The sequence below is a fragment of the Streptomyces sp. NBC_00775 genome (genome assembly GCF_036347135.1).
GTDB lineage: Bacteria > Actinomycetota > Actinomycetes > Streptomycetales > Streptomycetaceae > Streptomyces > Streptomyces lutosisoli.
In genome coordinates this window covers 5,416,459-5,439,758 of sequence record NZ_CP108938.1, presented here as the reverse complement: position 1 = coordinate 5,439,758, position 23,300 = coordinate 5,416,459, and the positions used below count along the sequence as shown (strand labels likewise).

Genomic DNA, 23,300 nt, shown 5'->3' with positions numbered 1-23,300 from the left:
CGTGAGCGGAGCCACGGGTGCCGGGTCGACCGGTACGGAAACGGACGGCGGCCGTGGCCCCGCCACTGATGCGACTGACTCCCATGACTCTCATGGATCCCAGGGGGGAACTGTGACGGACACCCGAGGCCCGCAGGCCCAGCAGTACGCGGGCGGGCAGGCGGCCCCGGCGGGGGCGCACCCGGCGCCCGGAGCGCCGCCGAAGGGTTCACCGATGCCCGGCGCTCCGGCGCCCGGCAGCCCGCCGCCCGGTTCACCGCTGCCGGGGGAGCGGCAGCCGCAGCCCGCGCAGCCGTATCACCCGCCGCAGGCGTACCCGGCCCAGCAGCCGCCGTCGGGCGCGGTCCGTCGGCCGCGCACCGGCGCGCGTACGACGCCGCGCACGCGCAAGGCGCGACTGCGCGTGGCCAAGGCCGACCCGTGGTCGGTGATGAAGGTCAGCTTCCTGCTCTCCATCGCGCTCGGCATCTGCACGATCGTGGCGGCCGCGGTGCTGTGGATGGTCATGGACGCGATGGGCGTCTTCTCGACGGTCGGCGGCACGATCTCGGAGGCGACGGGCTCGAACGAATCCAACGGATTCGACCTCCAGTCCTTCCTCTCGCTCCCGCACGTCCTCATGTTCACGTCGGTCATCGCGGTCATCGATGTCGTCCTCGCGACGGCCCTGGCGACCCTCGGCGCGTTCATCTACAACCTCTCCGCCGGCTTCGTCGGCGGCGTCGAGCTGACGCTGGCCGAGGACGAGTAGCCGCGGGGCAGCCGCCTCTCAAACGCCCTGGCTGCCGGTCGTCGACTATCGATTTTGGGACTGGCCGCGTCGTGCGCTAATCTTCAGAGGTCAGCGCGCGGGACACACACCGCAAAGCGCGGCGGGGCTATAGCTCAGTTGGTTAGAGCGCATCCCTGATAAGGATGAGGCCACAGGTTCAAATCCTGTTAGCCCCACCAGTGCAAAGACCCCCAACCGATCATGGTTGGGGGTCTTTGACATTTACGGCTGACATCAGTCGGCCTGTGCCGCCTCATGCGCGTGGAGCGGACAGCGCTCGTCGGCTGGCGTCTTGCTGGGGCGGTGGGAGCCGAGGGAGCAGGAGCAGCGGACGGACTTCCCAGGCCCGTGCCGACTAGTCGCCGGGCGCGGTCACGCATGGATGGTGCACGCATCCGTCCCGCGGTAGGGCATGGATTCCCCAGTGGATCCCAAACGCCACGGCCGCCGCGGCCGCCAGGAAGACCAAGGCGTGGGCCGATCTGGCCCACCAGGCGTCCCACGTTCTGACAGTCAGCGCCAGGACCACCACGACTAGCCCCGAGAGGACCACGGCGGCTATGGCGAGGCCTGCTATGAGCACCTGATACATGAGATGACGATGCCCACCCACGCCCGTACCCATCCTCGGTTGGGAGGTGCGGCGAGAGTCTCATCCGGGCCCTGGGCCGGGCCGTCTGTGGGCCGTCCGACAGCGGTCGACGCCGACAGACGACGCCAGTTGCCGGCCGCTCTCCCTCAGCTCAGAGGCGATGCGTGGGGTGCCGTCGCAGGTACCAACCCCCAGACGTAAGTTGAGGAAGTGGGGAGCTTGGGGGTGTCTCTTCTGCCGGGCGGTCGGACGTAACCCCCTGAGCGTGATGATCGTTCGCAGCGCATGAAGAACACAAAGCGCGCATTTACGATTCTCGGCCTTGCGGGGGCTGCGCTCACCCTGTCCGGGACCGCTCATGCCACCGATGTCTTGAACCTGGTGAACGTCAAGCGCGTCCCTGTCTCGGTCCTCAGCTCGGGGGCCGCGACAGCCGACAACATCCCGATCGTCGGCGGACCTGTGAGTGCGGCAGCACGTGCGGTGGACCTCGAGCTTGGAAGCCTGCTTGGTGTCGGGAGTTAGTGCGCTGAGTTGGGGTTGTCAAGGGCACGCCTCGTCGGTGACATCAGTGCTTGACACCAACAAGGGCGGACCGAGGCGGTTGAACCCGAACCCTGGCGGACAGTCCGTCGAGGCGCGGGGCGAGTTGCCCGACGACGGAGACTCCCATTGATCGACCTGATAAGGATGAGGCCACAGGTTCAAATCCTGTTAGCCCCACATCAGAAGATCAAGAAGAGCGGGCGTTTTCCCTGGTGGGAAGCGCCCGCTCTTTGTTTTGCCACCGCGTCCCGCGATCTGCGAAGGCATCCTCACCGTTCATGACCATGACGGACTCGTGAGGCGGCGCAAGACACGGAAACGCCCGACCGCTGGCGACGGGGGATGCACCAGCGATCGGGCTATGGCCAAGGGTAACAAGGCTGCTTGTGCGGGGGGAGGCAACTGCTCAGCCGCGATGGGGAGTTGTGATCCGGATCACGTGACCGTGCTCGGGGCGTGCCGCTGGTCGGGGCTCGGCTCCCTTACCCAGCGCACGGAGGCTCGTACGAGAGTCGGGGCAGATACTCCTGCCATTTTTCCGGTGTCAGAACGCCCCGAGTGGCTGAGCAAATGTGACGAATGGCCTCGTCGACGTCCAGGTTCCACAGCCGGACGGTGTCGGTGCCGCTCGATACTCCGAGCATGTGGCTCGTGGGGCTGAACGACAGGAAATTGCCTGTTTTGGCGTTGGGGCTCATCGACTGGCCGATGGGGGCGGCCTTGGACGGGTGGGTGATGTTCCAGAGGCGGACGGTGTTGTCGTTGCCGCCGCTGGCCAGGGTGTGGCCGTCCTGGCTGAACGTCAGCGACACGACCGCTTCGGTGTGGCCCGTGAGAGGGGAGCCCAGCGGGGCCGCCTTGAGGGGGTCGGTGATGTCCCAGAGGCGGACGGTGTTGTCGTCGCTGCCGCTGGCCAACGTATGGCCGTCCGGACTGTAGGCGAGCGCGTTGATGGGGCCGAGGTGTCCCTTGAGGGGCGCGCCGAGCCGGGCGGCATGACGGGGGTCCGTCACGTTCCAGAGCCGGATGGTGTCGTCCGCGCTGCCGCTGGCGAGCGTACGGCCGTCCGGGCTGAAGACGAGGGAGTTGACGTAGCCCTTGTGGCCGGTGAGCGGCGCGCCGAGCGGACGCGGACGGGAGGGGTCGCTGATGTTCCACAACTGGATGGTGCGGTCGTCATAGGCGGTTGCCAGTGTGCGCCCGTCCGGGCTGAAGGCCAGGGCAGCCGCGAACCGTGTCCGCAGGGCGATGGGCTGCCCGTAGGAGACAGGCCGGGCCGGGTCGGTGACGTTCCACAGTTGCACCGTGCGATTTCCGGTCAGCACCGCGAGGGTGTGGCCGTCGGGGGAGAAAGTCGGCTCACGCACCTCACCCTCCCCGGGCGTGAACGGTTTGCCCAGCGATACGGGTCGGCTGGGAGTCTCCACGTTCCACAAACGAATTCTTCCGTCGCTCGCGGCCGTGGCGAGCACCCGCCCGTCCTGGCGGAACGCTCCGATGCGGCCGATCATGTCCGACGTCGGTATCGACCACAGACGGACCGTGTTGTCGCCACTCCCGGTGGCGAGGGTGCGGCCGTCGGGGCTGAAGCCCAGGGCGTACATCTCGCCGCTGCTCCCTGCGAGCGGCTCGCCGACCTGCGACGGGTATGCCGGATCACTGACGTTCCACAGGCTCGCCGTACTGTCCTGGCTGGCGGCGGCGAGCATGGATCCGTCGGGGCTGAAGGCCACGGACCAGATGGGACCGGTGTGGCCGGTGAGCGGCGCGCCGAGCGGCGCCGCGTGGCGTGGGTCGGCGACGTTCCACAGCCGGACGGTGTCGTCCGCGCTGCCGCTGGCGAGGGTGCGGCCGTCGGGGCTGAAGGCCACGGAGTGCACGAGGTCCGTGTGGCCGGTCAGCACCGCGGCGATCGGCTTGGGGTGACGCGGATCGGCCACGTTCCACAGCCTGATCGTCGTGTCGTCGCCGCCGGCCGCCAGCGTCCGGCCGTCGGGGCTGAAGGCCACGGAGCGTACGGCGGCGGTCTGCCCGGTCAGAGCGCCGAGCGTGCTCGGCTTGCGCGGGTCGCTCACGTTCCACAGGCGTACGACGTGGTCTTCGGTGGCGGCGGCCAGAGTGTGTCCGTCCGGGCTGAAGGCGAGCAGGTAGATCGTGCCGTCATGGCCGGTCAAGGGCGCGCCGAGCGGGCGCGGGTGGCTGGGATCCCGTACGTCCCACAGCCGGATCGTGCCGTCGTCGGAAGCGCTGGCGAGGGTCCGGCCGTCCGGGCTGAAGACCGCGGTGCTCACCCAACTCGTGTGGCCGGTGAGGGGCTTGCCCAGGGGTTTGGGGTGAGTCCGGTCCGTCACGTCCCACAGCCGAACGGTTCGGTCGTAGCTGGCGGTGGCCAGGATCTTCCCGTTGGGGCTGAAGGAGGTGAGGTAGACGGCGCCGGTGTGGCCGAGAAGCGGCGTGGCCAGAGGTGCGTTCACGATCGAGATCAGCCGGTTGTTCGCGCCCTCGTCGCCCGACCGTAAGCGGTGTGCGACCAGGTCGAGTTGAGCGGACAACGACGGATCCGTGTACTGGACGCGATCGGCTTCGGCGATCACCTGCGCGAACACGGCGTCGTCCCGCTGCTGCCACGCCACCACCGCCGAGCCGGCGGCGAGTATCGCCAGGACGACCAGAGCCGAGACGGCGCTACGGCTGATCCAGACCGTGCGCCTGCGCAGCCTGACCGAAGCGGCCAGGAACTCCACCGCGCTCCGGGTTAGGAAGGTGTGCCCGGCAGATTTCGCCCAGCCGTGGGCCTGCTCCAGGCGGGAACCCCGGTAGAGCAGCGAGGAGTCACGCTCCGAGCCCTCCCAGGCCCTGCCGTCCTCCTCCAGCTGCTGGCGCACCAGGTGGTCGTTCCGGTCCTCGTCGATCCAGTCGCGCAGGCGCGGCCAGGCGTGGAGCAGCGCTTCATGGGTGATCTCCACGGTCTCCGCGTCGAGGGTCACCAAGCGGGCGCGAACGAGCGCTTCGAGCGACTCCTCCGTCTTGTTGGGATCAGTCGACTCCTCCGCCAGCTGGCGCCGCGTCCCCCGCCTGCGGGTGGCCTGTGTGTCCTCGCCCAGCCGGACCAGCCTGAGGAGGAGCAGCCTCGCGGCCGTACGCGCCGCCGGGTCGAGGCCGGACCAGGCCCGCTCGGCGGTCGCCGCCACCGCTCCTTGGATCCCGCCCGCCGCGCGGTAGCCGGCCAGCGTCAGTCTGCCCGCCTTCCGCCGTTGCCAGGTGGCGAGCAGGGCGTGGGAGAGGAGGGGCAGGGCCCCCGCGTCGTGCGCCCCACGGGGGCCGTCGGCGCTCACTTCCCGGACGATCAGCTCCGCCAGCCCCGGTTCGAGCTCCAGGCCCACGGCCTTGGCCGGTCCGGTTACCGCTTCGCGCAGTTCCGCGTTGGTCAGCGGTCCGAGCACCATGTGCCGGTGTTGCAGCGCGTCGGCCAGTTCGGGATATCCGAGGCACTGCTCGTAGAAGTCGGCGCGTATGCCGAGGACTACGAGTACGGGGGCTGGGGCACCGGTGTCGGCGGGCGAGCACGCGGCGTGGAGGAGCTGGATGAAGGTGCGCTTGTCCGCCTCGTCGGAGCAGAGGGTGAACGCCTCCTCGAACTGGTCCACGATGACGACCGGACGAGCGGCGGAGGATGTCTCGCGTTTCGCCCATGCCGTGACGGCTTCCCTCACCGCGTCCGCGAATTGCCGAGTGCCGGGCTCCTGCGCTGTCGGTTCCTCCGGAGAGACGAGCTGTGCGAGCTCGGGGATCCGACGGGTCAGCTCCGAGAGAGGATCGCCTCCCGGCACGAGCTGCAGAACCTCCCTCGCTCGGCTGTTCTCGTCCCCCAGCGCGGTGTTCTGCAATGCGGTCACCAAGCCGGCGTTCAGCAGGGAGGACTTTCCCGCTCCTGAGGCGCCCACGAGCATGACCAGGCCACCCGTCTTCTCCACTGCCCGGAGCTGAGCGATGAGGGCATCCGTGCTCCGCTCTCGGCCGAAGAACCACCGGGCGTCCTGCTGACGGTATGAGGCGAGCCCCAGGTACGGGCACACACCACCGGGGAGGGCGGGGGCTTCGACCGCGGATCGTTCCTTCTCCTCCTCCCCCGCGGATGTCGCAGGGGAGTCGCCGACCGGGTCGGCGACCGCGCGCTCCCACAGCCGCTGCCACTGGGCCAGGTCGTACAGGCCCGTGGACACCGGCGCGGGGCGCAAGCGACGTGCTTCGGGGATCAGGACCTGGAGCACCGCCGCGAGTGCGGCGAACTGGGCAGGCACGTTCTTGGCCCGTCGCCAGTCGCTGATCCGCTGAACGGACACCCGTACGGGCCGCCCTCGCTCATCGACCCGATGAAGCCGGACGATCGCCTCGGCCACGCTCTTGAGGGGAGGGTTGCCGGCCTCCTTGTACAGCAGCGCGAGACGTTCCGCGAAGGCTGTGCGTGCCCCTGAGTCGGAACTCAAGGCCTCCACCCCTTAACTTCCCCCACACCTGGATCCGGACCGGAAAACTCACCTTATATGGCTGACCTGCGGTGAAGTCGCCGGTCCGGTGCCGGAATCTTCTCGGCGTGAGTCCCAACTGGCAGGATCTCGACGCAGTAGCGAATCAACCACGCTACGTCCGGACGGGCCACCAGCTCAGCGCTCGGAGAGACAACTTATGACGCCGCATGTTTTCGGTCAGCTTCCGCTGGAGCACGAGACGGTGGCGAGGGTCTCGGCGCGTGAGCCTGAGAGATCCGTGGAGCCGGTGCCATCAGGACCGTAATCGCGTCGATCACGGGTCCGACCTCTACTCGATTCGTGCCGGCACGCCGACACGGCGCGGATCGACTCCGCCCGCACCGTTCGGTACCGGTCCCCACGAGGGGAGGGACCGGTACCGAACGGTGCGGTGTGTGGAGCGAGTAGCGAGTGCGTGCCGGTACGCGGCGGGCGGCACCGTCACAGGTGGAGCATCGACAGGAGATCAGGGCTCCGTATGCCCGTCGACACCTCAGGAAGGTCTTGGCCCGGCAGCATCCATCCCGCTTCCTTGGCGGCGGCGACGGCGTCCGCCTCGGCCGCGTCCGCCTTGGCGTTCAGCGTCTCGTTCTCGCCCAGGCCTCCCGCCCCCGCAGCTGCTGCGGCGGCCTGGGATGCCTTGAGAGCGGCGCGACAGGCGGCAACGGACAGCTCGCTGGAGTTGTCGTGGAGCTGGCCCATCTGGGCGGCTTGGGCAGCGGAGGCGGCGGCGTTCCTGGCGCACCGCGAGTCGGCTGCGGGGGCGGGGGAGCTCTCGGCGAGGACGGCGACTGCCTGAGCGGCTACGCGAGCGGCGTGGGCGGACTTCCATGAGATCTGCTCGTCCGCCGTTCCAGCTTCGTGCTTCTCGGCAGAGCTGTGTTGCCCGATGTAGTGACAGATTGCCGCGGCTCGGGACGCGGCGCTTCGGGTGCGTGCGGCGTGGCTCGCCCTGAGCTTCTGCTCAGTGGTGTCCTCCGCTGCCTCCGGTGCTGCCTCCGATGCTGTCTCTGGGGGCTGAGGCATTCCGGCCTGCGCGGAGCTCAGTTGCTCATTGCCGTCGGGGTCACTCATCTCTGTCTCCTCTTCGGTCAGGAGGGTCCTTCCTGATCGGTCCCCGCGTTGGCCCTGGGCCCGGCGGACGGCAGGGGCCGACAGCGAGCGGCTGGCAGGGTGGCACGTCGGGCGTGAAGAGGCCAGAGATTGTGCGGCGGAACCGGCGGAACCTGCGGAAACCGGCGGGGCCTTGGCCGGCGCAGGGCGATCAGTCGTCGTCGGACGTCTGGCGCGAGGGCGGGAGCAGGAGATCTCTCTCGGGGTGCCGTTCGCCCGTGACGCTTCCCTGGATGCCGAGGTCTTGCCGAGCGGCCTCGTGGAAGGCGTTGATCGCGCGGAACGCCGTTCGGTTGCGCCCGCGCCAGCTGTCCAGGCTTCCGCCGATCTTGCCCGTGGCCTGCCAGACGATCTCCGCGACCACGGTGTTCAGCTCATGTCCCGCCTCGATGGCGTCATCGCCGCCGAGCAGCATGACGCGTTCGAAGCAGCCACCCCATGCGCGACTGGCTTCTGACAGGTCCTCACGCAAGTCGTGCTCGGACCTTTCGCTCCCGGACAGGCCCTCTCTGGACTCGTACAGCCGGACGGACATGGCGATCCTCGCCTTCACGGCGTCCACGTAATCCCCGTACGCGTCGATCTTCTTGTCGTCCCACCGGGTCAGGAGCTGGTACCGGTTCCGGCTTCTCTCCATCAGGTAGTTGGTGACGTGGGTCATCAGCGCACCGAGGAGTACCGCGGCGATGGTGACGAGCTGCTCGCCGGTACTCAACTCGTCCCCCAGCCATGACTCCTAAAGATGACTTGAAGATCTTATGAGTGGCGGCGGTCGGAGGTCCACAAGATGTTCCAGCCCCCGGAGATCGTTCGGTTCGGATTCTTGATTCCCGCATGAGGAGAATGTAGTTTCCGAATAGAGAGAGCGTGGATTCGGCATGGTGCGGGAGGGGACTCGCTGAGCTGGGGCGAGTGCCTCGTAGGGGCGTCGAGCTCAAGGTTCCCGGGCTGTGACGGCGTTCCGACGACCCTCAAGGTGGCCAAGGTGCTGCCCGCGTCAGACTGAAGGGACCGACATGCAGCGGGACGATTTGATCCTGATCAGCGTGGACGACCACATCATCGAACCGCCGGACATCTTCGTGAACCACCTGCCACAGCGGTACCAGGACGAGGCGCCGCGGCTGGTCCACCGTGAGGACGGCAGTGACGTGTGGCAGTTCCGCGACAACACCGTCGGCAACGCCGCGCTCAACGCGGTCGCCGGGCGGCCCAAGGAGGAGTACGGCCTGGATCCGCAGGGCATGGACGAGATCCGGCCCGGATGCTACGACGTGCACGAACGGGTCAAGGACATGAACGCGGGCGGGGTACTCGCCCAGATGAACTTCCCGTCCTTCCCCGGCTTCTCGGCCAGGATGTTCGCCACCGAGGACTCCGACTTCTCGCTCGCGCTCGTCCGGGCGTACAACGACTGGCACATCGACGAGTGGTGCGCCGCCTACCCCGGACGGTTCATTCCGATGGCGCTGCCTGCCATCTGGGATGCCGAACTGTGCGCGGCGGAGGTCCGGCGTGTGGCCGCCAAGGGCTGCCACTCGCTCACCTTCACCGAGAACCCCGCAGTCCTCGGCTACCCGAGCTTCCACCACGAGTACTGGAACCCGCTGTGGCGGGCGCTGTCCGACACGGACACCGTCCTGTCGGTCCACATCGGCTCGTCCGGCCGGCTCGCCATCCCGGCCGTCGACTCACCGCCCGACGTCATGATCACGCTCCAGCCGATGAACCTCGTCTCGGCCGCGGCCGACCTGCTGTGGTCCCGCCCGGTCAAGGACTTCCCCGACCTGAAGATCGCCCTCTCCGAGGGTGGCACGGGCTGGATCCCGTACTTCCTGGAGAGGGTGGACCGGACCTTCGAGATGCACTCGACCTGGACCCTCCAGGACTTCGGCGGCAAGCTGCCCTCCGAGGTGTTCCGCGAGCACTTCCTCACCTGCTTCATCACCGATTCGCTGGGGGTGAAGCTCCGGCACGACATCGGCATCGACAACATCGCCTGGGAGGGCGACTACCCGCACAGCGACTCCCTGTGGCCGGACGCGCCGGAACAGCTCCACAAGGTGCTGGAGAGCTGCTCCGTCTCGGACTCGGACGCCCGGAAGATGACCTACGAGAACGCGATGCGCTGGTACTCCTTCGACCCCTTCACCCACATCCCGCGCGAACAGGCCACCGTTGGGGCGCTGCGGAAGGCGGCCGAGGGCCACGACGTCAGCATCCGCTCCCGCAGCAGGCAGCTGACAGAGCCGGTCGACAAGCTGGAGGCCTTCCGCGCTCGGGCGCGCGCAGCGACGGCTGCGGCCCAGTAGTTCGTCCAGCTGGTTCGTTCGGCTGGTTCGTCCAGTGATTCGTCCCATCAGTCCGTCCAAGGGGCGAAGGGAACGGTTTGAAACCGGGGTGTCATGGCTTGTCGCGGCATGTTTGTCGAGGTCACGGTGATCACCGTGACGCTGTGACCGCTGTGACACCCCCCTGTTTCGGCGCTATACGAAGAGTCCCAACGCGGCGTCGAGCGACCACGACTGCCAACCCATGGCGAACAGGGTGACCAGTGAGATCAGGGCCATCATCAAGTTCTGTCCCTGCTCGGCCCAGTCGTGAATCATCAGCACGAGGTAGATCAGGTTGAGCGCCAGCCCGCCGACGAGAGCGATCGGCGTGAGGAAGCCGGCGATGAGGCCGAGGCCGAGGGCCAGTTCCGCGTAGGCAACCACGTAGGCCATCAGACGGGGCCGCGGCTTGACTATGCGGTCGAAGCCAAGCCGCACGAAGGGCCATCGGTGCTTGGCCGCGACTCCTCCGGCCCACGTGATGCCGCCTCCGGCGAACCACTCCTTCTTGTCCTTGTGGCGCCAGCTCTCCAGCCACCACAGGCCCAGGCCGATGCGGAGGACTGCGAACCACTCGGCGCCGCTGAGCCAAACCGTCTGCATCCCCTGATCCATCCCCTCCGACATCAATCTGATGGATCGTCAGTTCAGCGGACGCCGTTCCGGAACGCAAGGGGTGCGGGATACGGCTCGCTCTTGCTGTTGGGTGGGCGGCCCTCTAGCCTGAATCTGATGGACCGTCAGATAAGGCCGTCAGATAAGTGTTCGGGATTCGGCAGGCAGCAGGGGGTAAGGCGTGGTCAGCACCGAGAGCGGCACCAGGGATCTGCCCAGGGTCATCAGCGTGGACGATCACGTGATCGAGCCCGCGCACCTCTTCGAGACATGGCTTCCGCGTAAGCACCGCGAAAAGGGGCCGAAGTCCTTCACCGCCGGTATCGGCGACCTCCAGTACATCGGCGGGAAGTACCGGTTCACCACGGACCCGAACGGCCAGGTCACGGACTGGTGGAGGTACGAGGGCGAGGTCTTCCCGTACAAGCGCATCATCGCGGCCGTCGGGTTCTCCCGTGACGAGATGACCCTTGACGGCATTACGCGCGAACAGATGCGGCGTGGCTGCTGGGACCCGAAGGCCCGGCTGGAGGACATGGACCTCAACCACGTGGAGGCGTCCCTCTGCTTCCCGACGTTTCCGCGGTTCTGCGGCCAGACCTTCGCGGAGGCCAAGGACAAGGAGGTCGCGCTCGCGTGCGTCCGTGCCTACAACGACTGGATGGTCGAGGAGTGGTGCGGCGACAGCGGAGGGCGGCTCATCCCGCTGTGCCTGATCCCTCTCTGGGACATCGACCTCGCCGTTGCGGAGATCCGGCGCAACGCGGCCCGTGGCGTGCGGGCGGTGACCTTCAGCGAGATTCCGACGTACCTGGGGCTTCCGTCGATCCACTCCGGCTACTGGGACCCGTTCTTCGCGGTGTGCGAGGAGACCGGGACGGTGGTCAACATGCACATCGGCTCGTCGTCGCAGATGCCGGCGGCGTCACCGGACGCCCCGCCCGCCGTCCAGGCGGCGCTGAGCTTCAACAACGCCATGGCTTCGATGATGGACTTCCTGTTCTCCGGGGTCCTGGTGAAGTTCCCGCGTCTCAAGTTGGCGTACAGCGAGGGGCAGATGGGCTGGATCCCGTACGCCCTGGAGCGCGCCGACGATGTGTGGGAGGAGCATCGGGCGTGGGGCGGAGTCAGGGATCTGATCCCGGATCCGCCGTCGACGTACTACTACCGGCAGATCTTCTGCTGCTTCTTCCGCGACAAGCACGGCATCGAGGCCATCGAGACCGTGGGCGTGAACAACGCGACCTTCGAGACCGACTATCCGCACGTCGACTCGACGTTTCCGCACACCAAGCAGGTGGCGGCGGACCATGTGGCGGGCCTCCCCGACGATGTGGCGTACAAGCTGCTGCGGGGGAACGCCATTCGGATGCTGGAGCTGGCCTTCGATCAAGAGAAGTAGAAGCAGGGGCAGTTGCCGGGGACGGTCGATTGAGGGGACCGCCCGGCGGGCAGGCAGGTCGTGAAGGCCGACAGGCCTGATCCGCTCACCGACCCGCTTCAGGGGCCGGTGTCCTCTTCGTGGCTGGAGTGCGCATGAAGGTTTCCGTGGACCCCGACGTTTGCTACGGCTCCGGCGACTGCGGCATCAGGGTTCCGACCGTCTTCGCTCTGGTGGACGGATACGGCACCGTTCTGCCCGGCCGTGAGGGCGCCGGAGATGAGCCCGAGGTACAAGAAGCGGCTGACTGGTGCCCGTCCCAAGCGATCCGTTTCAGCGAGTAGCACGCACGACCGACAGGCACGCCAGACGGCTGCTGCCTCGGTGATAGACGGGGGACTACCCGAGAGGACACCGAGAGGACACCGAGCGGCTTCCGACGCCTTGCACCAGCGCTGTCACCGTGTCGAGCGCTCCGCACCGTCCATGCCCACGAGCTCCTCGCGCTCCTCCCCCTCGGCGAAACCTGGCATCGGTGGGAACCGGAAGAGGCCGCACGCTACGGTTTCGCTGGAGTCGGCGGAGAGGCGATCGGATGAGCAACCCCATTTCAGAGGCCTTGGTCACCCTCGGCCGCCGGTATGTGCGTGATGCCCCGGGCTCGCTCGGTAAGGCGCCGCTGGCCAAGCACTACCTGAATCCGCACCTTCGCGAGCACCCTCGTCGACGTGTCGTTGAGACGCGGTCCGGCGCCCGGTTCGCCGTCGACACACAGGATCTGATCCAGCGGTATCTGTACCTGTTCGGCGCGTGGGAGCCGAACATGACGAACTGGCTCCAGAGCCGGCTGAAGCCCGGGGACGGCTTCATCGACGTCGGCGCCAACATCGGTGTCTTCAGCGTCCTCGCCTCGCAGCTCGTCGGCGATGAAGGCCAGGTGGTGTCGATCGAGGCCTCGCCGGTCTTCCACCAGCGGCTGCTGCAGCAGGTCAGTCTCAATGAGTGCCGCAACGTCCGTGCGATCAACGCCGCCGTGTCGGACAGTCACAAGACATTGACGTTCGTGCTCGCCAGCTCGCGCAACATGGGCGCGAACAGCATCGTTCCGTACGACGGTCCAGCCGAGTCCACGTTCCAGATCGAGGCCTGCCCGCTGCCGGAACTGCTGGATCCCTCGGAGATCGCGAAGGCCCGCGTGATCAAGATCGATGTCGAAGGCGCGGAGGGGAGCGTCGTCCGGGGCCTCGCGCCCGTACTGGACAAGCTTCGGCCCGATGCGGAGATCACCGTCGAGGTGACCCCCGACCGTATGGCCCAACTCGGCGACTCGGCCGAGGAACTGATGAAGACGATGGCCGACGCGGGCTTTTACGCCTACCGGTTGGCCAACGACTACGCACCCGAGAGCTATCCGCCCGCGTTGAGCGGGGAGCTCCTCGCGCCGGTGCGGTTGCGGGAGCCGGTCACCGTCGAAAGCGACTTGATCTTCTCTCGGGTGGATGCGGAGACCCTTCCCTGACAGGAGAACTCCTCGCCGCGGGGGAAGCGGACTCGAGGCAGCCGCTGTGGTGGCCGCCGCAGCGATGGGATTGGGGTGGCGGCTCCGCTGGGGGTGGCGGCTCCGCCGGCGGAGGCAACGGAGGCGACGGAGGCGACGGAGGCTCAGAACTCCGGTTTGACCGCCACTCAGCCCGTGTTCAAGGCCGATGCGGTCGCTGCGGCCGACAGAGCCGACGCGTCGGAGCTGGCGCGTCGGAGCTGGCGTTCACCGCCGCTGATGTGGGCGAGATCGTCTACGAGGTGCCGGTCAATCCGTGATCGGGTAGTGCCACTCGAAGTGCGCGAGCGCTCGGGACCTGGCCTCCACGACCGCCATGCGTGCGTCGCGCTCGGCGGGTTCGGTGTGCGATGCCTGGCCGGTGGCCTGCCCCTCCCACTTCCGGTAGAGGAGCCCCACCTCCTCGGAGAACCACCCGCGGCTCACGGAGTTCAGTGCGAGCAGCAGGCCAGTGTCTTCCGAGGCGGGAAGCGCCATCCAGCCGCCAAGAGCGAGCAGGAGGTCACGCCGCACGAAGAGCGTCGCCGGGTGGACCTGGGCGCGGAAACCATTCGCCTTCCAGTAGTCGAGCACGGCTCCGCGCTCGATCGGGCCGTTGTCGGGGTCGCCCGGGAAGCCGACCGTGGAGCCGTCGGGCATGAAGTCCAGGACTCGCGACGTGGCCCATCCGACAGTGCGGTCATTCTCAAGTGCGGCCAGGTCGCGCGCGAGCGTGCCCGGAGCCAGCTGGTCGTCGGCGTCCAGCACTTTGACGTACTCGCCGTCAGCATGGGCGAGAGCGACGGTTCGGGCGACACCAGGACCCCCCGGCCGGCCCTGCCGGAAGGTGACGCGCTCGTCGGCGGGGACGTACGGGGCGACGTCGTCCGTCTTCCCGTCCTCCTGGATGACCCAGTGCCACTCCCAGCCGTCCGGAAGCTCCTGCTCGGACAGTGACTTGTAGGCCTCGGGCAGGAACTTGGCCGAGGGGCCGTGGACAGCGGTGACGATGATGATGCGCCGGCTCATGGCAGCACTCACCACCTTTCCAGGGAAGTGGTGAAGAGCAGCTCGGTGCGGTCACCGGGCAGGATGATGTCGGAAAGATCCACAACGCGGTCATTGACGTCGTACGAGGTCTTCCGGAGGGCGAGCACCGAGGTCCCGCGCGGCAGCTCCAGTTCCGCCGCCTCTTCCGGCGTCGGCGGCCGGGCGGTGACGCGCTCCTCGATACGGGCCACTTCAATGCCGACGGTGTAGAGCTGGTTCTGCGAGCCCCCTGGCCACGGTTCCTTTGTCTCGTCGACGAGGTCGGGATTCTCCGCGACCATGTTGCGGACGAGGTAGGAGGTCACCAGGCTGAAGGGCGCGGTCTCCGCGGCGCAACGCGTCCGATAGGAGCGCTCGACCAGCGCCGTTCCCTCAGGGACACCCATGACCGCCGCGATGTCCCTGTCTGCCTTGATCTCGCGGTACGACGCGTAGAAGACGAGGTCATCCAGCTCAAGGCCGGTGTCATGCTCAGTGGCTCCGGTCTGTGCCCGCTCCTCCACCGGCTCGCGAGCCCGGTTCTTCTCCCACTGATGGCGAAGGTTCGAGCGCCGCGCCGGCGTGCGCGGGCGACGGACGAAGTTGCCGCGGCCGTGCTGCTTGTCGATCAGCCCTTCTTCGTTCAGGACCCGAAGGGCGTTTTGAACGGTCGGCACGCTGCGCTTGTAGTGGCCCGCCAGATCGGTTTCCGACGGCAGCCTGTCGCCAGGCTTGCGCTTGCCCTCCCGGATGGACCGGCGGAGGTCGTCCGCGATCACTTCGTACGCCTTTGGCACTGATCCTCACCGATCCGTCATGCGGGGCCTGACGTGTCAGCGGGCTGACACGTCAGCAAGCCAACAGCTCACACCTCAGCCTACGACTCCTAAAGAGGTCTTGACGAGTGGGGGGACGGAGGAGGGAACGAGTGCTTTTGAGACGGCGTCTGTGGGTGGGGCGGCGGGAAACGCGGCTCTGGATCGCCGGTGGAATCGGTGCTCCGGATCGTCCGTCGGTGGAATCCGTGGGACGACAACAGAACGCCGAAGGTCCGGCAACTCGGATGAGTTGCCGGGCCTTCGCCCTGGGTTGCTTTGTACGCAAGTTCGCCGCTACGTCAGGGGATCTTGGAGGGGGCTGGGGGCGACGCCGTATCGCTCAGTTCTGGAGCGCCGTGTCGGGTTCCGCGACGGTCTCGGACTCGCAGAGGGCGGCGGGGTCTGCCGTGGCGTCGTCGGCGGGCGGGCGGTGGCGGCAGTTCGGTGAGGAACCGTGGGCCTCGGCGCGGATGCGTTGCTTCATCGTGGGGGGCAGGGCCCTGCTGTAGGACCAGGTCCAGTAGGACATCGCCGGCACCGCCAGGGAGGCCGCCGTGCTGTTGCGGGGCGCCTCGGCCTGCGGTACGGCCGCGGCCGCGGTGGTCGTGATGAGTCCGAGCGTCGTGCACAGCGCCAGGAAGGCGGTGACGATGGCGGTCCACAGCTTCATGACCTTGTTCTGGGTCATGGCCCCTCACTTTCGGGTCAGGCGATTTGCGTACTTTCCTCATGATGTGTATGCGGGCCGCGAAGTGGTGGACCGACGCCCGTGGCGCGTCGATGTTCAGATGAACACCACCCGGATGGCCGCAAGAGCCCCGAAAAGTCAGAGATCGTGGCGAAAGTCACTGTCTGTGAGGTCTGGTCACCCTCCAGTCGGAGCGATCGCATCCGGTTCTACTGCTGCGTACCGGGCGGGAGTTGAGGGTCGATCCAGGTCACCGATCGATATCGGCCGGTGTGTATAGTCGGGCGCCAGAGGTCCCCTACGTCAACGAAAGACGAGGTCGCGCGGTGAAGAAGCTTCTCCTGGTCGCACTGGCCGCCATCGGCGGGCTCCTCGTGTACCGCCAGATCCAGGCGGATCGCGCCGAGCAGGATCTGTGGACGGAGGCGACTGACTCCGTGCCCACGGGTTCGTGAGTATCGACAACAGTCTCAGAGCAGACCCCGGCCGCCATCGCGGTCGGGGTTTTGTGTTGTAGGGGCCTTGTTCAGGGCCTTGTTCGTGGCTCTGCTCGGAACTTCGTTCGTGACTTCGTTCGGGACTCCGTTCGTGACCCCGTTCGGGACTCATTCAATTCGCTTGAGCGAATGGATTGATTGCCCTGGCAAAGTTGATGTCTGTCCGGACGAGCCCTTTCAGCCGCTCCTGTGGATAGCACGGGTGGCGCGGTGACTGGCGGGGCAGGATGGGCCACGGTCCGGGGCTACGACGAGGGGTGGCGCGTGATGGGGCGGCGCACGGTGGGGCGGCGTGCGATGGCGTGGCACAACCGAGCGTTCACAGCGGCGGCGGCAGCAGCGGCGGCGATGGCCATGGCGGTGTGCGCGACGATCGGGTCGACGGGGCAGGCCGCCGCGGCCGCCAGAGCGCAGACGACGACCGCCAGAACGCAGATGGCAGCCACCGGAACGCAGACGACTGCCGCCAGAACACAGACGACGGCCGCCGCGACACCAACGCCGTACGCCTTCGCCGAGGACGCCACGACCGTCAAGGGCACAGCGGACACCACCGACGCCGAACAACTTGCGCCGGGCAAGACCTACAGGAGCTCCATAGGCAGGGACGCCAAGCTCTACTACCGCCTCGAACTCGACGACACGTCCAACGTCTACGTCTCGGCCACCGCCGTCCCCAGGCCGGGTACGACGGTCTCCTACTCGGACGGCGTCAAGGTATCCGTGCAGGACGGCAACAGCCGCAACTGCTCCTTCTCCGGGACCACCCACTTCGGCGCCACCCAGAGCCCCCACCCCATCGCCGCCTGGGCGTCACGCGAAACGAGCGGCAACCAGTACGCCTGCCAGACGGCCGGGACGTACTACGTGGTCGTCACACGCAGCGGTACGACGGGATCCTCGTCCGGCGACTGGGACCTGGAACTCAGCTATGTGTCGGAGCCCAGCCTCAAGAAGGCGTCCGGTTCGACGAGCGCGCCCGAGGCCTGGAATTCCGCGTCGCCCGACGCCCTCGCCGGGAGTTCGAAGCGCCGTAAGGGCGGCGCGGGCTTCACCACGGCGAGCTCACTGCGGCAGGGCATCTGGCAGGACAGGATCAGCCCCGGGCAGACCCTCTTCTACAAAGTGCCGGTCGACTGGGGGCAACAGCTCTACGCCACCGCCGACCTGGGCAGTTCGAGCCGTAGCAACGGCGGCAATATCGGCACCGCTCTCGTCCTGTCCCTCTACAACCCCGTACGCGGCTTCGTCGACGACGTCGGCGCCGGCTACGACGGCGGCCAGCGCTCGGCCGCGCTCGATCCACTGCCGCCCGTCGCGTACGAGAACCGATACGCATTCAACGACCGCGTGAGCGGAATGCGGTTCGCGGGCTCGTACTACCTCGTCGTCCACCTCGCCGAGCAGGTCGCCGACAAGATCGGCGACGGACCGTTCGGGCTGACGCTGCGCGTGCGCGTGGACGGGACGGCGCAGACAGGTCCCGCCTACGCGGGGCAGGCAGCGCCACGTGACGCCTTCGACGTCCCGGCGGAGGAATCCGACGACGCGGCCGACGGCACGGTGGGCGGCTCGACCGGTACCGGGGACGGTGGCAGCGGCGACAGCAGCGGCACGATGAAGCTGGTCGCCGCCGGCGGGATCGGCACGGGGAGCGTGCTGGTGCTGGCGCTCGGGGTGTGGAGGGTGGTCGCGCGGCGACGGGCACGGGTGGCGCCGGAGGACGCGGACACGGCTTCGGCTCGTGTGCAGACGCAGCCCCAGACCCAGATACAGACCCCGGCGCCGTGGGAGCGCGGGGCTCCGCGGGGCTGGTAGGGCGCGTCGCCCCGCTCAGATCTGGCTCAGCGCCCAGAAACCCACGGCGAAGCAGGCCAGCGCGAGAAGCAGCACCGGGACAGCCACCTTCGCGGGCGGCCCGGGACGAGGCCGTGCGCGCCTTCCACGGCGCTCCGGAACCGCTCCCGCCTGAGACGGAACCTGCGGGGACCGAGCGGTGTATGAAGCAGTAGAGGCGTACGCGGGCGGGGCCACAGGCACATGAGGGGAGGGCACTTGCGTGGGAGTGGGAGTGGGAGTGGGCGTGGGCGTGGGCGTGGGAGTCGGGGTGGGGTCGAAAGGCTGAGCGTAAAGGGGAGTTGGCGCCGGGAGCACGAGCGATGTGGGGGGAGTGGGCGGCTGCTCGGGCTGGTGCCGCGGACGAAGGGGCGTGGGGAACTGCTGCGTCTCGTGCCATGCCTGCTGTGGTTGAGGCTGTGGCTGCGATTGCCGCGGGGGCTGGGGCTCGGGCTGCGCTTGGGGCTGGGGCCGGGACTGCGGCTGCGCGTCGGGAGTGGTCGGCCGCGGTGGCGGGAGGTGGAAGCTGCCGGTGTCCGACATCGTGGACGGCTGCGGGGGGAGGGCGTCGGGGGCGAGTTGAGACGGTGCGCCGTCGGGAGCGGGCTTCGGCCGTACGTTGCTGGGGACTGACTCCGGCTGTACGCCATTGGCGCCGGGCTCCAGCTCCACGTGACTGGTGCCGGACCCGGGTCGTATGTGGCGGGCACCGGACTCGGGTCCTGCATGACCGGTAACGGGCTCCGGTCGTACGCCATTGGTGCCGGACCCCGCCCAGACGCCGACGGAATCGACCTCCTGAGACAACGCGCCCGAGCCGTGCCGCCATGGCCCGGAGCCGGAGCCGGAGCCGGAGCCGGAGCCAGGCATCGAGACGGGGTTGGAGCCGAGCCCAGGACCGGAATCGGAGGCGGGCCCAGCACCGGAACTGGAGGCGGGTCCAGAGCCAGGACCAGAGCTGGAGCCAAGCGCCGAGACTGGGTTGGAGCCCGAACCCGAACGCGAGCCCGAGTTGGAGTCGGCATCGGGGCCGGGGCCGGGGCCGGGGCCCGGCCAAGACGGTGTGTCGTCAGGGCTGAGTTGCGTCGCGGTGGTGTCTGGACGCGTCGCATGCGCCCCGGACGACAAGCCCCCCGCGCTCACCCCCGGCGCGGGCCGAAGCGGTCCCCCCGGGGTGAACCCCTCCGGGAGCGGCCCGACTTGGTCGAAGACCTCGACCAACTCGTCGTCGGGGCCGGGCTCGGGCAGCAGCTCGATGGCCGAGGCGAGCGCCTTGCGCGCACCCGTGGCGGTGCGGAACCGCGCGTGTGGGTCGGGCTGCAGCAGCGTGGCCACGACCTGCCACAGCGGCTCGGGTATGCCCCGCGGAGCGGACGGCGTGCCATTGTCGGCGAAGTACTCGATCAGCGCCTTGGCATCGGGCTTGGCCCCCTCCAGCAGATAGAGGGCGACCAGACCGACGGCGAACAGGTCGGCGGGGAAGTCCGGTTCGGCGCCCATCATCTGCTCGGGCGCGAAGTAACCGGGCGTTCCCACCACGTAGTTGGTCTCCGTCAGCCGGGGCTCGCCGAGTCGCATGGCGATGCCGAAGTCGGACAGACGCAGCCGGGGCCGGGCCGTGCCGGTCGCTTCGAGCAGTACGTTGGCGGGCTTGATGTCGCGGTGCACAACCCCCTCGGCGTGCACGGCGGCGACGCCCGCAAGCAGCTGGTCGAGCAGGGTGCAGACGAAAGGAGGAGGCAGCGGGCCGTAGTCATTGACCAGGTGGACCAGGGAGCCCCCGGCGACCAGGTCCATGGTGAACAGGACCTTGTCGTCATCGGCGGCCCAGCTGGCGGGAGCGAGCACATGAGGATGGTCGATCCGCAGGGCCTGCTCCCGCACGAAGCGCAGCAGTGCGTGCGCATCGCTCTGTTGCAGCACCTTGGCGGCCACATACCGGCGCCGCCGGTGGTCCCAGGCGCGCCAGACCGCACCGACTCCCCCGCGTCCGATCGGGTCGACCAGTTCGTACCGTCCGGCGAAGACCTCACCCATGGTCGTACGACGCTCCCCTTCGGCTCCCCCCGGGGCCGGCTCGGCCGCCGGCCCTCCTGCGGTGCCTTCCTCGCGGTGGACCCGGCCGCCGCTCCCTCAGCGGCCGGATCCTCGGCTCAGCTCTGGTGCGACTGGTAGTGCGCGACCGCGTCGGAGGTACGACCGGCGCCGTACACCCGGAGGAACTCTGCCAGTTCCGGGTGGCTCGGGGCGAGGGTGTCCGCCGCCTCGATGATGTCCCCGGCCGCTGCCACCGAGCGCAGCAGCGACTGGATCTCCCGGACCACCCGCTTGACCGTGGGCGCTCCCGAACTGGTCGTCGACTGCGTGGTGTTGCTGAGCACCGAGCCCCCCTGCGACTTCTTGATCTCGTCCATGCGCTCGGTCGCCTCGACAGCGCTCACACTGCCGTCAGCGACCTGCCCCGCCAGGTCCTGCAGCAGCTGTACACGCTGGACCACCGCGGGATTGCCGATCTTCGCGCGCTGACCGCTCATCAGCTGCGACAGCATGGGCGCGGACAGGCCCAGCACCCCGGCAAGACGCGCCTGGTTGAGACCCAGATCCTCTATGAGCCTACGGAAGAGCGCCCCCAACGGCTCCCCGTACCAGTTCCGCTGCAGCTCCCGGGCTCTCGCGGTTGCTTCCTGCTGTGCGGCGTCCATTGCGTCTCCCCATCGCTTCCCCAAATACCGCGGTTCGCTGTAGCGAACCACGTCGAGCATCTTACGGAGAGTGGTCGTTCACGGGGACCCCCAATCTTTTTGCGAGATACCGGGGGTGACCCGGTACTCTGGTCTGCGGCGCCCGTCAGCAGGTGATTCCTGTGGCTGGGTGTTCCTCCTCCGGGGCCTTAGCTCAGTTGGTAGAGCGCTGTCTTTGCATGGCAGATGTCAGGGGTTCGACTCCCCTAGGCTCCACACAAACAGATCCCCCCTGACCTGCGGAAACGCAGTCAGGGGGGATCTTTTTCTGCTTCACCGTGTGGGCACCTCGACGCGGCGGTGCGGCCCGGAGTCTGCGGAAGCCCGGGTTCGCGGGGCTCGGGAGAGATCTTTCGCTCCCGGGGATCCCCGTGAGTAACCGATCCGTAAGAGGAGCGGTCCTGGCCATCAGTGGCCGGTGCGTCCGACAGCGCCCCGAAGAATCCGGCCGTGACGCCGGGGTTGGTCTTCCCGCCGGCGCCGGCGAGGGAGACCCGGCGAAGGGCGGTTCACACGTTCCACGTGAAACATCGCCGTGGGGCAGGAGACTCTCAAGTCTCCTGCCCCACGACGATGTTGAAGTCGGACTCAGCCGGCGATCGGGCTCAGTGGCGGTCGTCGCGCTTCGCCGCCCGCTCCTCGGCCTCCTTGGCCTGGACCTCGGGGTCCAGTTCCGACTGGCCGGTGCCGTCGACCGACGCCAGACGGCCGGACTCGGGCACCTCGGTCGCGGCGGGAGGCTCGACCAGCCAGTCGGGGTTGGCCTGCTTGTCCCACCACCTCCAGGCGGCGAACGCAGCACCCGCCAGAATCCCCAGCACAGCCAGCCCCTTGGCGAGACGGCCGGCCTTCGCCCGCCGCTCGTGCTTACGGACCAGCTTCTGGATCTCCTCCGGCGAGACCTGACCGCGCAACGCGGCCAGCGCCGCCACACTGCGGGACGCGGCCTCGTCCCGAACCGGCTGGGCCGCGGCCACGGCCTGCTCGATCCTCGGCTTGGAATAGTCGGCGGCCTGACGAGCCGCCTTACGGGCACGGTCGGCGGCCTCATGAGCCGCCTGGTCGACCTTCGGCGGCACATGCGTACGGGCCTGCTCAAGGCGCGGCGCGAGATGGGCGTCGTACTGCACGCGGGCCTGTTCGGCGGCCTGCGACACCTTCGGCGCAAGCCGTACGCGCGCCTCTTGCGCATAGTACGAAGCCCTGTCCATGGCCGTGTCGGCGTAAGGCGCCACCACTTCCGCGGCGTGCAGCACGCTGTCCTTCGCCGAGCCGGTCGCGGCGCGCACGCTGTCGATGCGGGTCACGGGTTTCCTCCTCCTCGGTGGCGTACGTCGGGGGTCTGAGGTGCCCCCAAAGACACACAGTTCACCTTTCCACCCTTATCGGGATCATGCCCGCCCAGAAGGCCCGGGGCATGTGAGGGCAGGCATCCGGGTCACGGGCACTGACTCCGGGTGACTTCAGAACGGGACTCGATCAAGTGTCGATCAAGTGCAATAGCGGCTTAATACAGGGCAACAGGAGCTTGTCGTCGACAATGCCACGGATCCCCGCCACGCGCCCCCGTCCCGAGGCCACTCGACCGGATTTCTGCAAGCCAGACGCACGGATATTCGCCCAGAGGTGGCAGCCGGGCGCCGCGCCGCCCCGTCCGTGCGAGGATCGGGGAGTCAAAGAAGGCAACGGAAGGCAGATCGTGGCTGAGCAGCTCTACGCCACCCTGAAGACCAACCAAGGCGACATCGAAATCCGGCTCCTGCCGAACCACGCGCCCAAGACGGTCCGGAACTTCGTCGAGCTCGCCCAGGGCGAGCGTGAGTGGGTCAACCCCGCCACAGGCGCGAAGTCCGCGGACAAGCTGTACGACGGCACGGTCTTCCACCGAGTGATCAGCGGATTCATGATCCAGGGCGGCGACCCCCTGGGCAACGGCACCGGCGGCCCCGGCTACCAGTTCGAGGACGAGTTCCACCCCGACCTCGCCTTCGACAAGCCGTACCTCCTGGCCATGGCCAACGCCGGCCCGGGCACCAACGGCTCGCAGTTCTTCATCACCGTCTCCCCGACGGCCTGGCTGACCCGCAAGCACACCATCTTCGGCGAGGTCACCAACCCGGCCAGCCAGAAGATCGTGGACACCATCGCCGGCACCCAGACCAACCCGCGCACCGACCGCCCGGTCAATGACGTCGTCATCGAATCGGTCGTCGTCGAGACCCGCGAAGGCTGAGCCCCGACGGCACGCCCGGGCTCGGAACCGCCGAGTCCGA

General features: G+C 68.2%; 18 protein-coding genes and 2 tRNA genes. 10 read left to right on the top strand and 10 right to left on the bottom strand.

The annotated features are described in order from the left end of the window. The first annotated feature begins 1 nt into the window (after position 1). On the top strand, positions 2–751 hold the full coding sequence (locus OIC96_RS24230; RefSeq protein WP_330305813.1) for a DUF3566 domain-containing protein: 750 nt from the start codon (positions 2–4) through the stop codon (positions 749–751). 123 nt (positions 752–874) lie between these two features. Next, positions 875–951, top strand: a tRNA-Ile gene (locus OIC96_RS24225). A gap of 1,441 nt (positions 952–2,392) precedes the next feature. Here the strand turns inward: OIC96_RS24225 and OIC96_RS24220 are convergent. From OIC96_RS24220 to OIC96_RS24210, 3 genes are all read right to left on the bottom strand, one after another. Further along, positions 2,393–6,406 (bottom strand): nSTAND1 domain-containing NTPase, encoded by a 4,014-nt coding sequence (locus OIC96_RS24220; RefSeq protein ID WP_330305814.1) that lies wholly within the window; start codon positions 6,404–6,406, stop codon positions 2,393–2,395. Positions 6,407–6,880: 474 nt separating this feature from the next. Next, complete coding sequence (locus OIC96_RS24215) at positions 6,881–7,513, bottom strand: hypothetical protein (RefSeq protein ID WP_330305815.1); 633 nt, start codon at positions 7,511–7,513, stop codon at positions 6,881–6,883. A gap of 190 nt (positions 7,514–7,703) precedes the next feature. Then, the gene (locus tag OIC96_RS24210) at positions 7,704–8,267 is read right to left on the bottom strand and encodes a hypothetical protein (RefSeq protein WP_330305816.1); all 564 of its coding nucleotides are present in this window, start codon (positions 8,265–8,267) and stop codon (positions 7,704–7,706) included. 301 nt (positions 8,268–8,568) lie between these two features. Here OIC96_RS24210 and OIC96_RS24205 point away from each other — a divergent pair, with 301 nt between their 5' ends. Beyond that, positions 8,569–9,864 (top strand): amidohydrolase family protein, encoded by a 1,296-nt coding sequence (locus OIC96_RS24205; protein ID WP_330305817.1) that lies wholly within the window; start codon positions 8,569–8,571, stop codon positions 9,862–9,864. Positions 9,865–10,038: 174 nt separating this feature from the next. On the opposite strand, the gene OIC96_RS24200 is transcribed toward OIC96_RS24205, so the two are convergent. Next, a complete protein-coding gene (locus tag OIC96_RS24200; protein WP_330305818.1) occupies positions 10,039–10,488 on the bottom strand; it encodes a DoxX family protein in 450 nt (149 codons plus the stop codon). Between the two features lie 193 nt (positions 10,489–10,681). On the opposite strand from OIC96_RS24200, the gene OIC96_RS24195 reads away from it, so the two are divergent. The 3 genes from OIC96_RS24195 to OIC96_RS24185 all read left to right on the top strand — a co-directional run bounded on the left by OIC96_RS24195 (position 10,682) and on the right by OIC96_RS24185 (position 13,400). Further along, positions 10,682–11,902 carry an amidohydrolase family protein gene (locus OIC96_RS24195; RefSeq protein WP_330305819.1) on the top strand — a complete coding sequence of 407 codons (1,221 nt, stop codon included), beginning with the start codon at positions 10,682–10,684 and terminating at the stop codon, positions 11,900–11,902. 134 nt (positions 11,903–12,036) lie between these two features. Continuing rightward, the gene (locus OIC96_RS24190; RefSeq protein WP_327430104.1) at positions 12,037–12,225 is read left to right on the top strand and encodes a ferredoxin; all 189 of its coding nucleotides are present in this window, start codon (positions 12,037–12,039) and stop codon (positions 12,223–12,225) included. 251 nt (positions 12,226–12,476) lie between these two features. Further along, positions 12,477–13,400, top strand: coding sequence for an FkbM family methyltransferase (locus tag OIC96_RS24185; protein ID WP_330305820.1), 924 nt, complete (start codon positions 12,477–12,479; stop codon positions 13,398–13,400). Between the two features lie 288 nt (positions 13,401–13,688). Here the strand turns inward: OIC96_RS24185 and OIC96_RS24180 are convergent, their stop codons facing one another. The 3 genes from OIC96_RS24180 to OIC96_RS24170 form a co-directional block, all read right to left on the bottom strand. Next, positions 13,689–14,447 carry a glycosyltransferase family 2 protein gene (locus tag OIC96_RS24180; protein ID WP_330305821.1) on the bottom strand — a complete coding sequence of 253 codons (759 nt, stop codon included), beginning with the start codon at positions 14,445–14,447 and terminating at the stop codon, positions 13,689–13,691. 8 nt (positions 14,448–14,455) lie between these two features. Beyond that, on the bottom strand, positions 14,456–15,244 hold the full coding sequence (locus OIC96_RS24175; protein WP_330305822.1) for a GntR family transcriptional regulator: 789 nt from the start codon (positions 15,242–15,244) through the stop codon (positions 14,456–14,458). A 361-nt stretch (positions 15,245–15,605) separates the two neighbouring features. Beyond that, on the bottom strand, positions 15,606–15,953 hold the full coding sequence (locus OIC96_RS24170; RefSeq protein WP_330305823.1) for a DUF6344 domain-containing protein: 348 nt from the start codon (positions 15,951–15,953) through the stop codon (positions 15,606–15,608). 326 nt (positions 15,954–16,279) lie between these two features. Here OIC96_RS24170 and OIC96_RS24165 point away from each other — a divergent pair, with 326 nt between their 5' ends. Both OIC96_RS24165 and OIC96_RS24160 read left to right on the top strand, forming a co-directional pair. Continuing rightward, positions 16,280–16,408, top strand: a complete 129-nt coding sequence (locus OIC96_RS24165) for a DLW-39 family protein (protein ID WP_003999697.1) — start codon at positions 16,280–16,282, stop codon at positions 16,406–16,408. 309 nt (positions 16,409–16,717) lie between these two features. Beyond that, the gene (locus tag OIC96_RS24160; protein WP_406502272.1) at positions 16,718–18,268 is read left to right on the top strand and encodes a hypothetical protein; all 1,551 of its coding nucleotides are present in this window, start codon (positions 16,718–16,720) and stop codon (positions 18,266–18,268) included. A 15-nt stretch (positions 18,269–18,283) separates the two neighbouring features. Here the strand turns inward: OIC96_RS24160 and OIC96_RS24155 are convergent, their stop codons facing one another. After that, positions 18,284–20,323 (bottom strand): serine/threonine-protein kinase, encoded by a 2,040-nt coding sequence (locus OIC96_RS24155; RefSeq protein ID WP_330305825.1) that lies wholly within the window; start codon positions 20,321–20,323, stop codon positions 18,284–18,286. A 116-nt stretch (positions 20,324–20,439) separates the two neighbouring features. Beyond that, positions 20,440–20,988: a helix-turn-helix domain-containing protein gene (locus OIC96_RS24150; protein WP_327430113.1), complete on the bottom strand. Its 549-nt coding sequence runs from the start codon at positions 20,986–20,988 to the stop codon at positions 20,440–20,442. A 182-nt stretch (positions 20,989–21,170) separates the two neighbouring features. Between OIC96_RS24150 and OIC96_RS24145 the strand changes: the two genes are divergently transcribed. Then, positions 21,171–21,243 (top strand) — tRNA-Ala (locus OIC96_RS24145). A 389-nt stretch (positions 21,244–21,632) separates the two neighbouring features. Here OIC96_RS24145 and OIC96_RS24140 read toward each other — a convergent pair. After that, positions 21,633–22,334: a DUF5324 family protein gene (locus OIC96_RS24140; RefSeq protein ID WP_330305826.1), complete on the bottom strand. Its 702-nt coding sequence runs from the start codon at positions 22,332–22,334 to the stop codon at positions 21,633–21,635. A 392-nt stretch (positions 22,335–22,726) separates the two neighbouring features. Here OIC96_RS24140 and OIC96_RS24135 point away from each other — a divergent pair, with 392 nt between their 5' ends. Then, entirely contained in the window at positions 22,727–23,260 is a 534-nt protein-coding gene (locus OIC96_RS24135) for a peptidylprolyl isomerase (protein WP_330305827.1), read from the top strand. Positions 23,261–23,300: the final 40 nt, after the last annotated feature.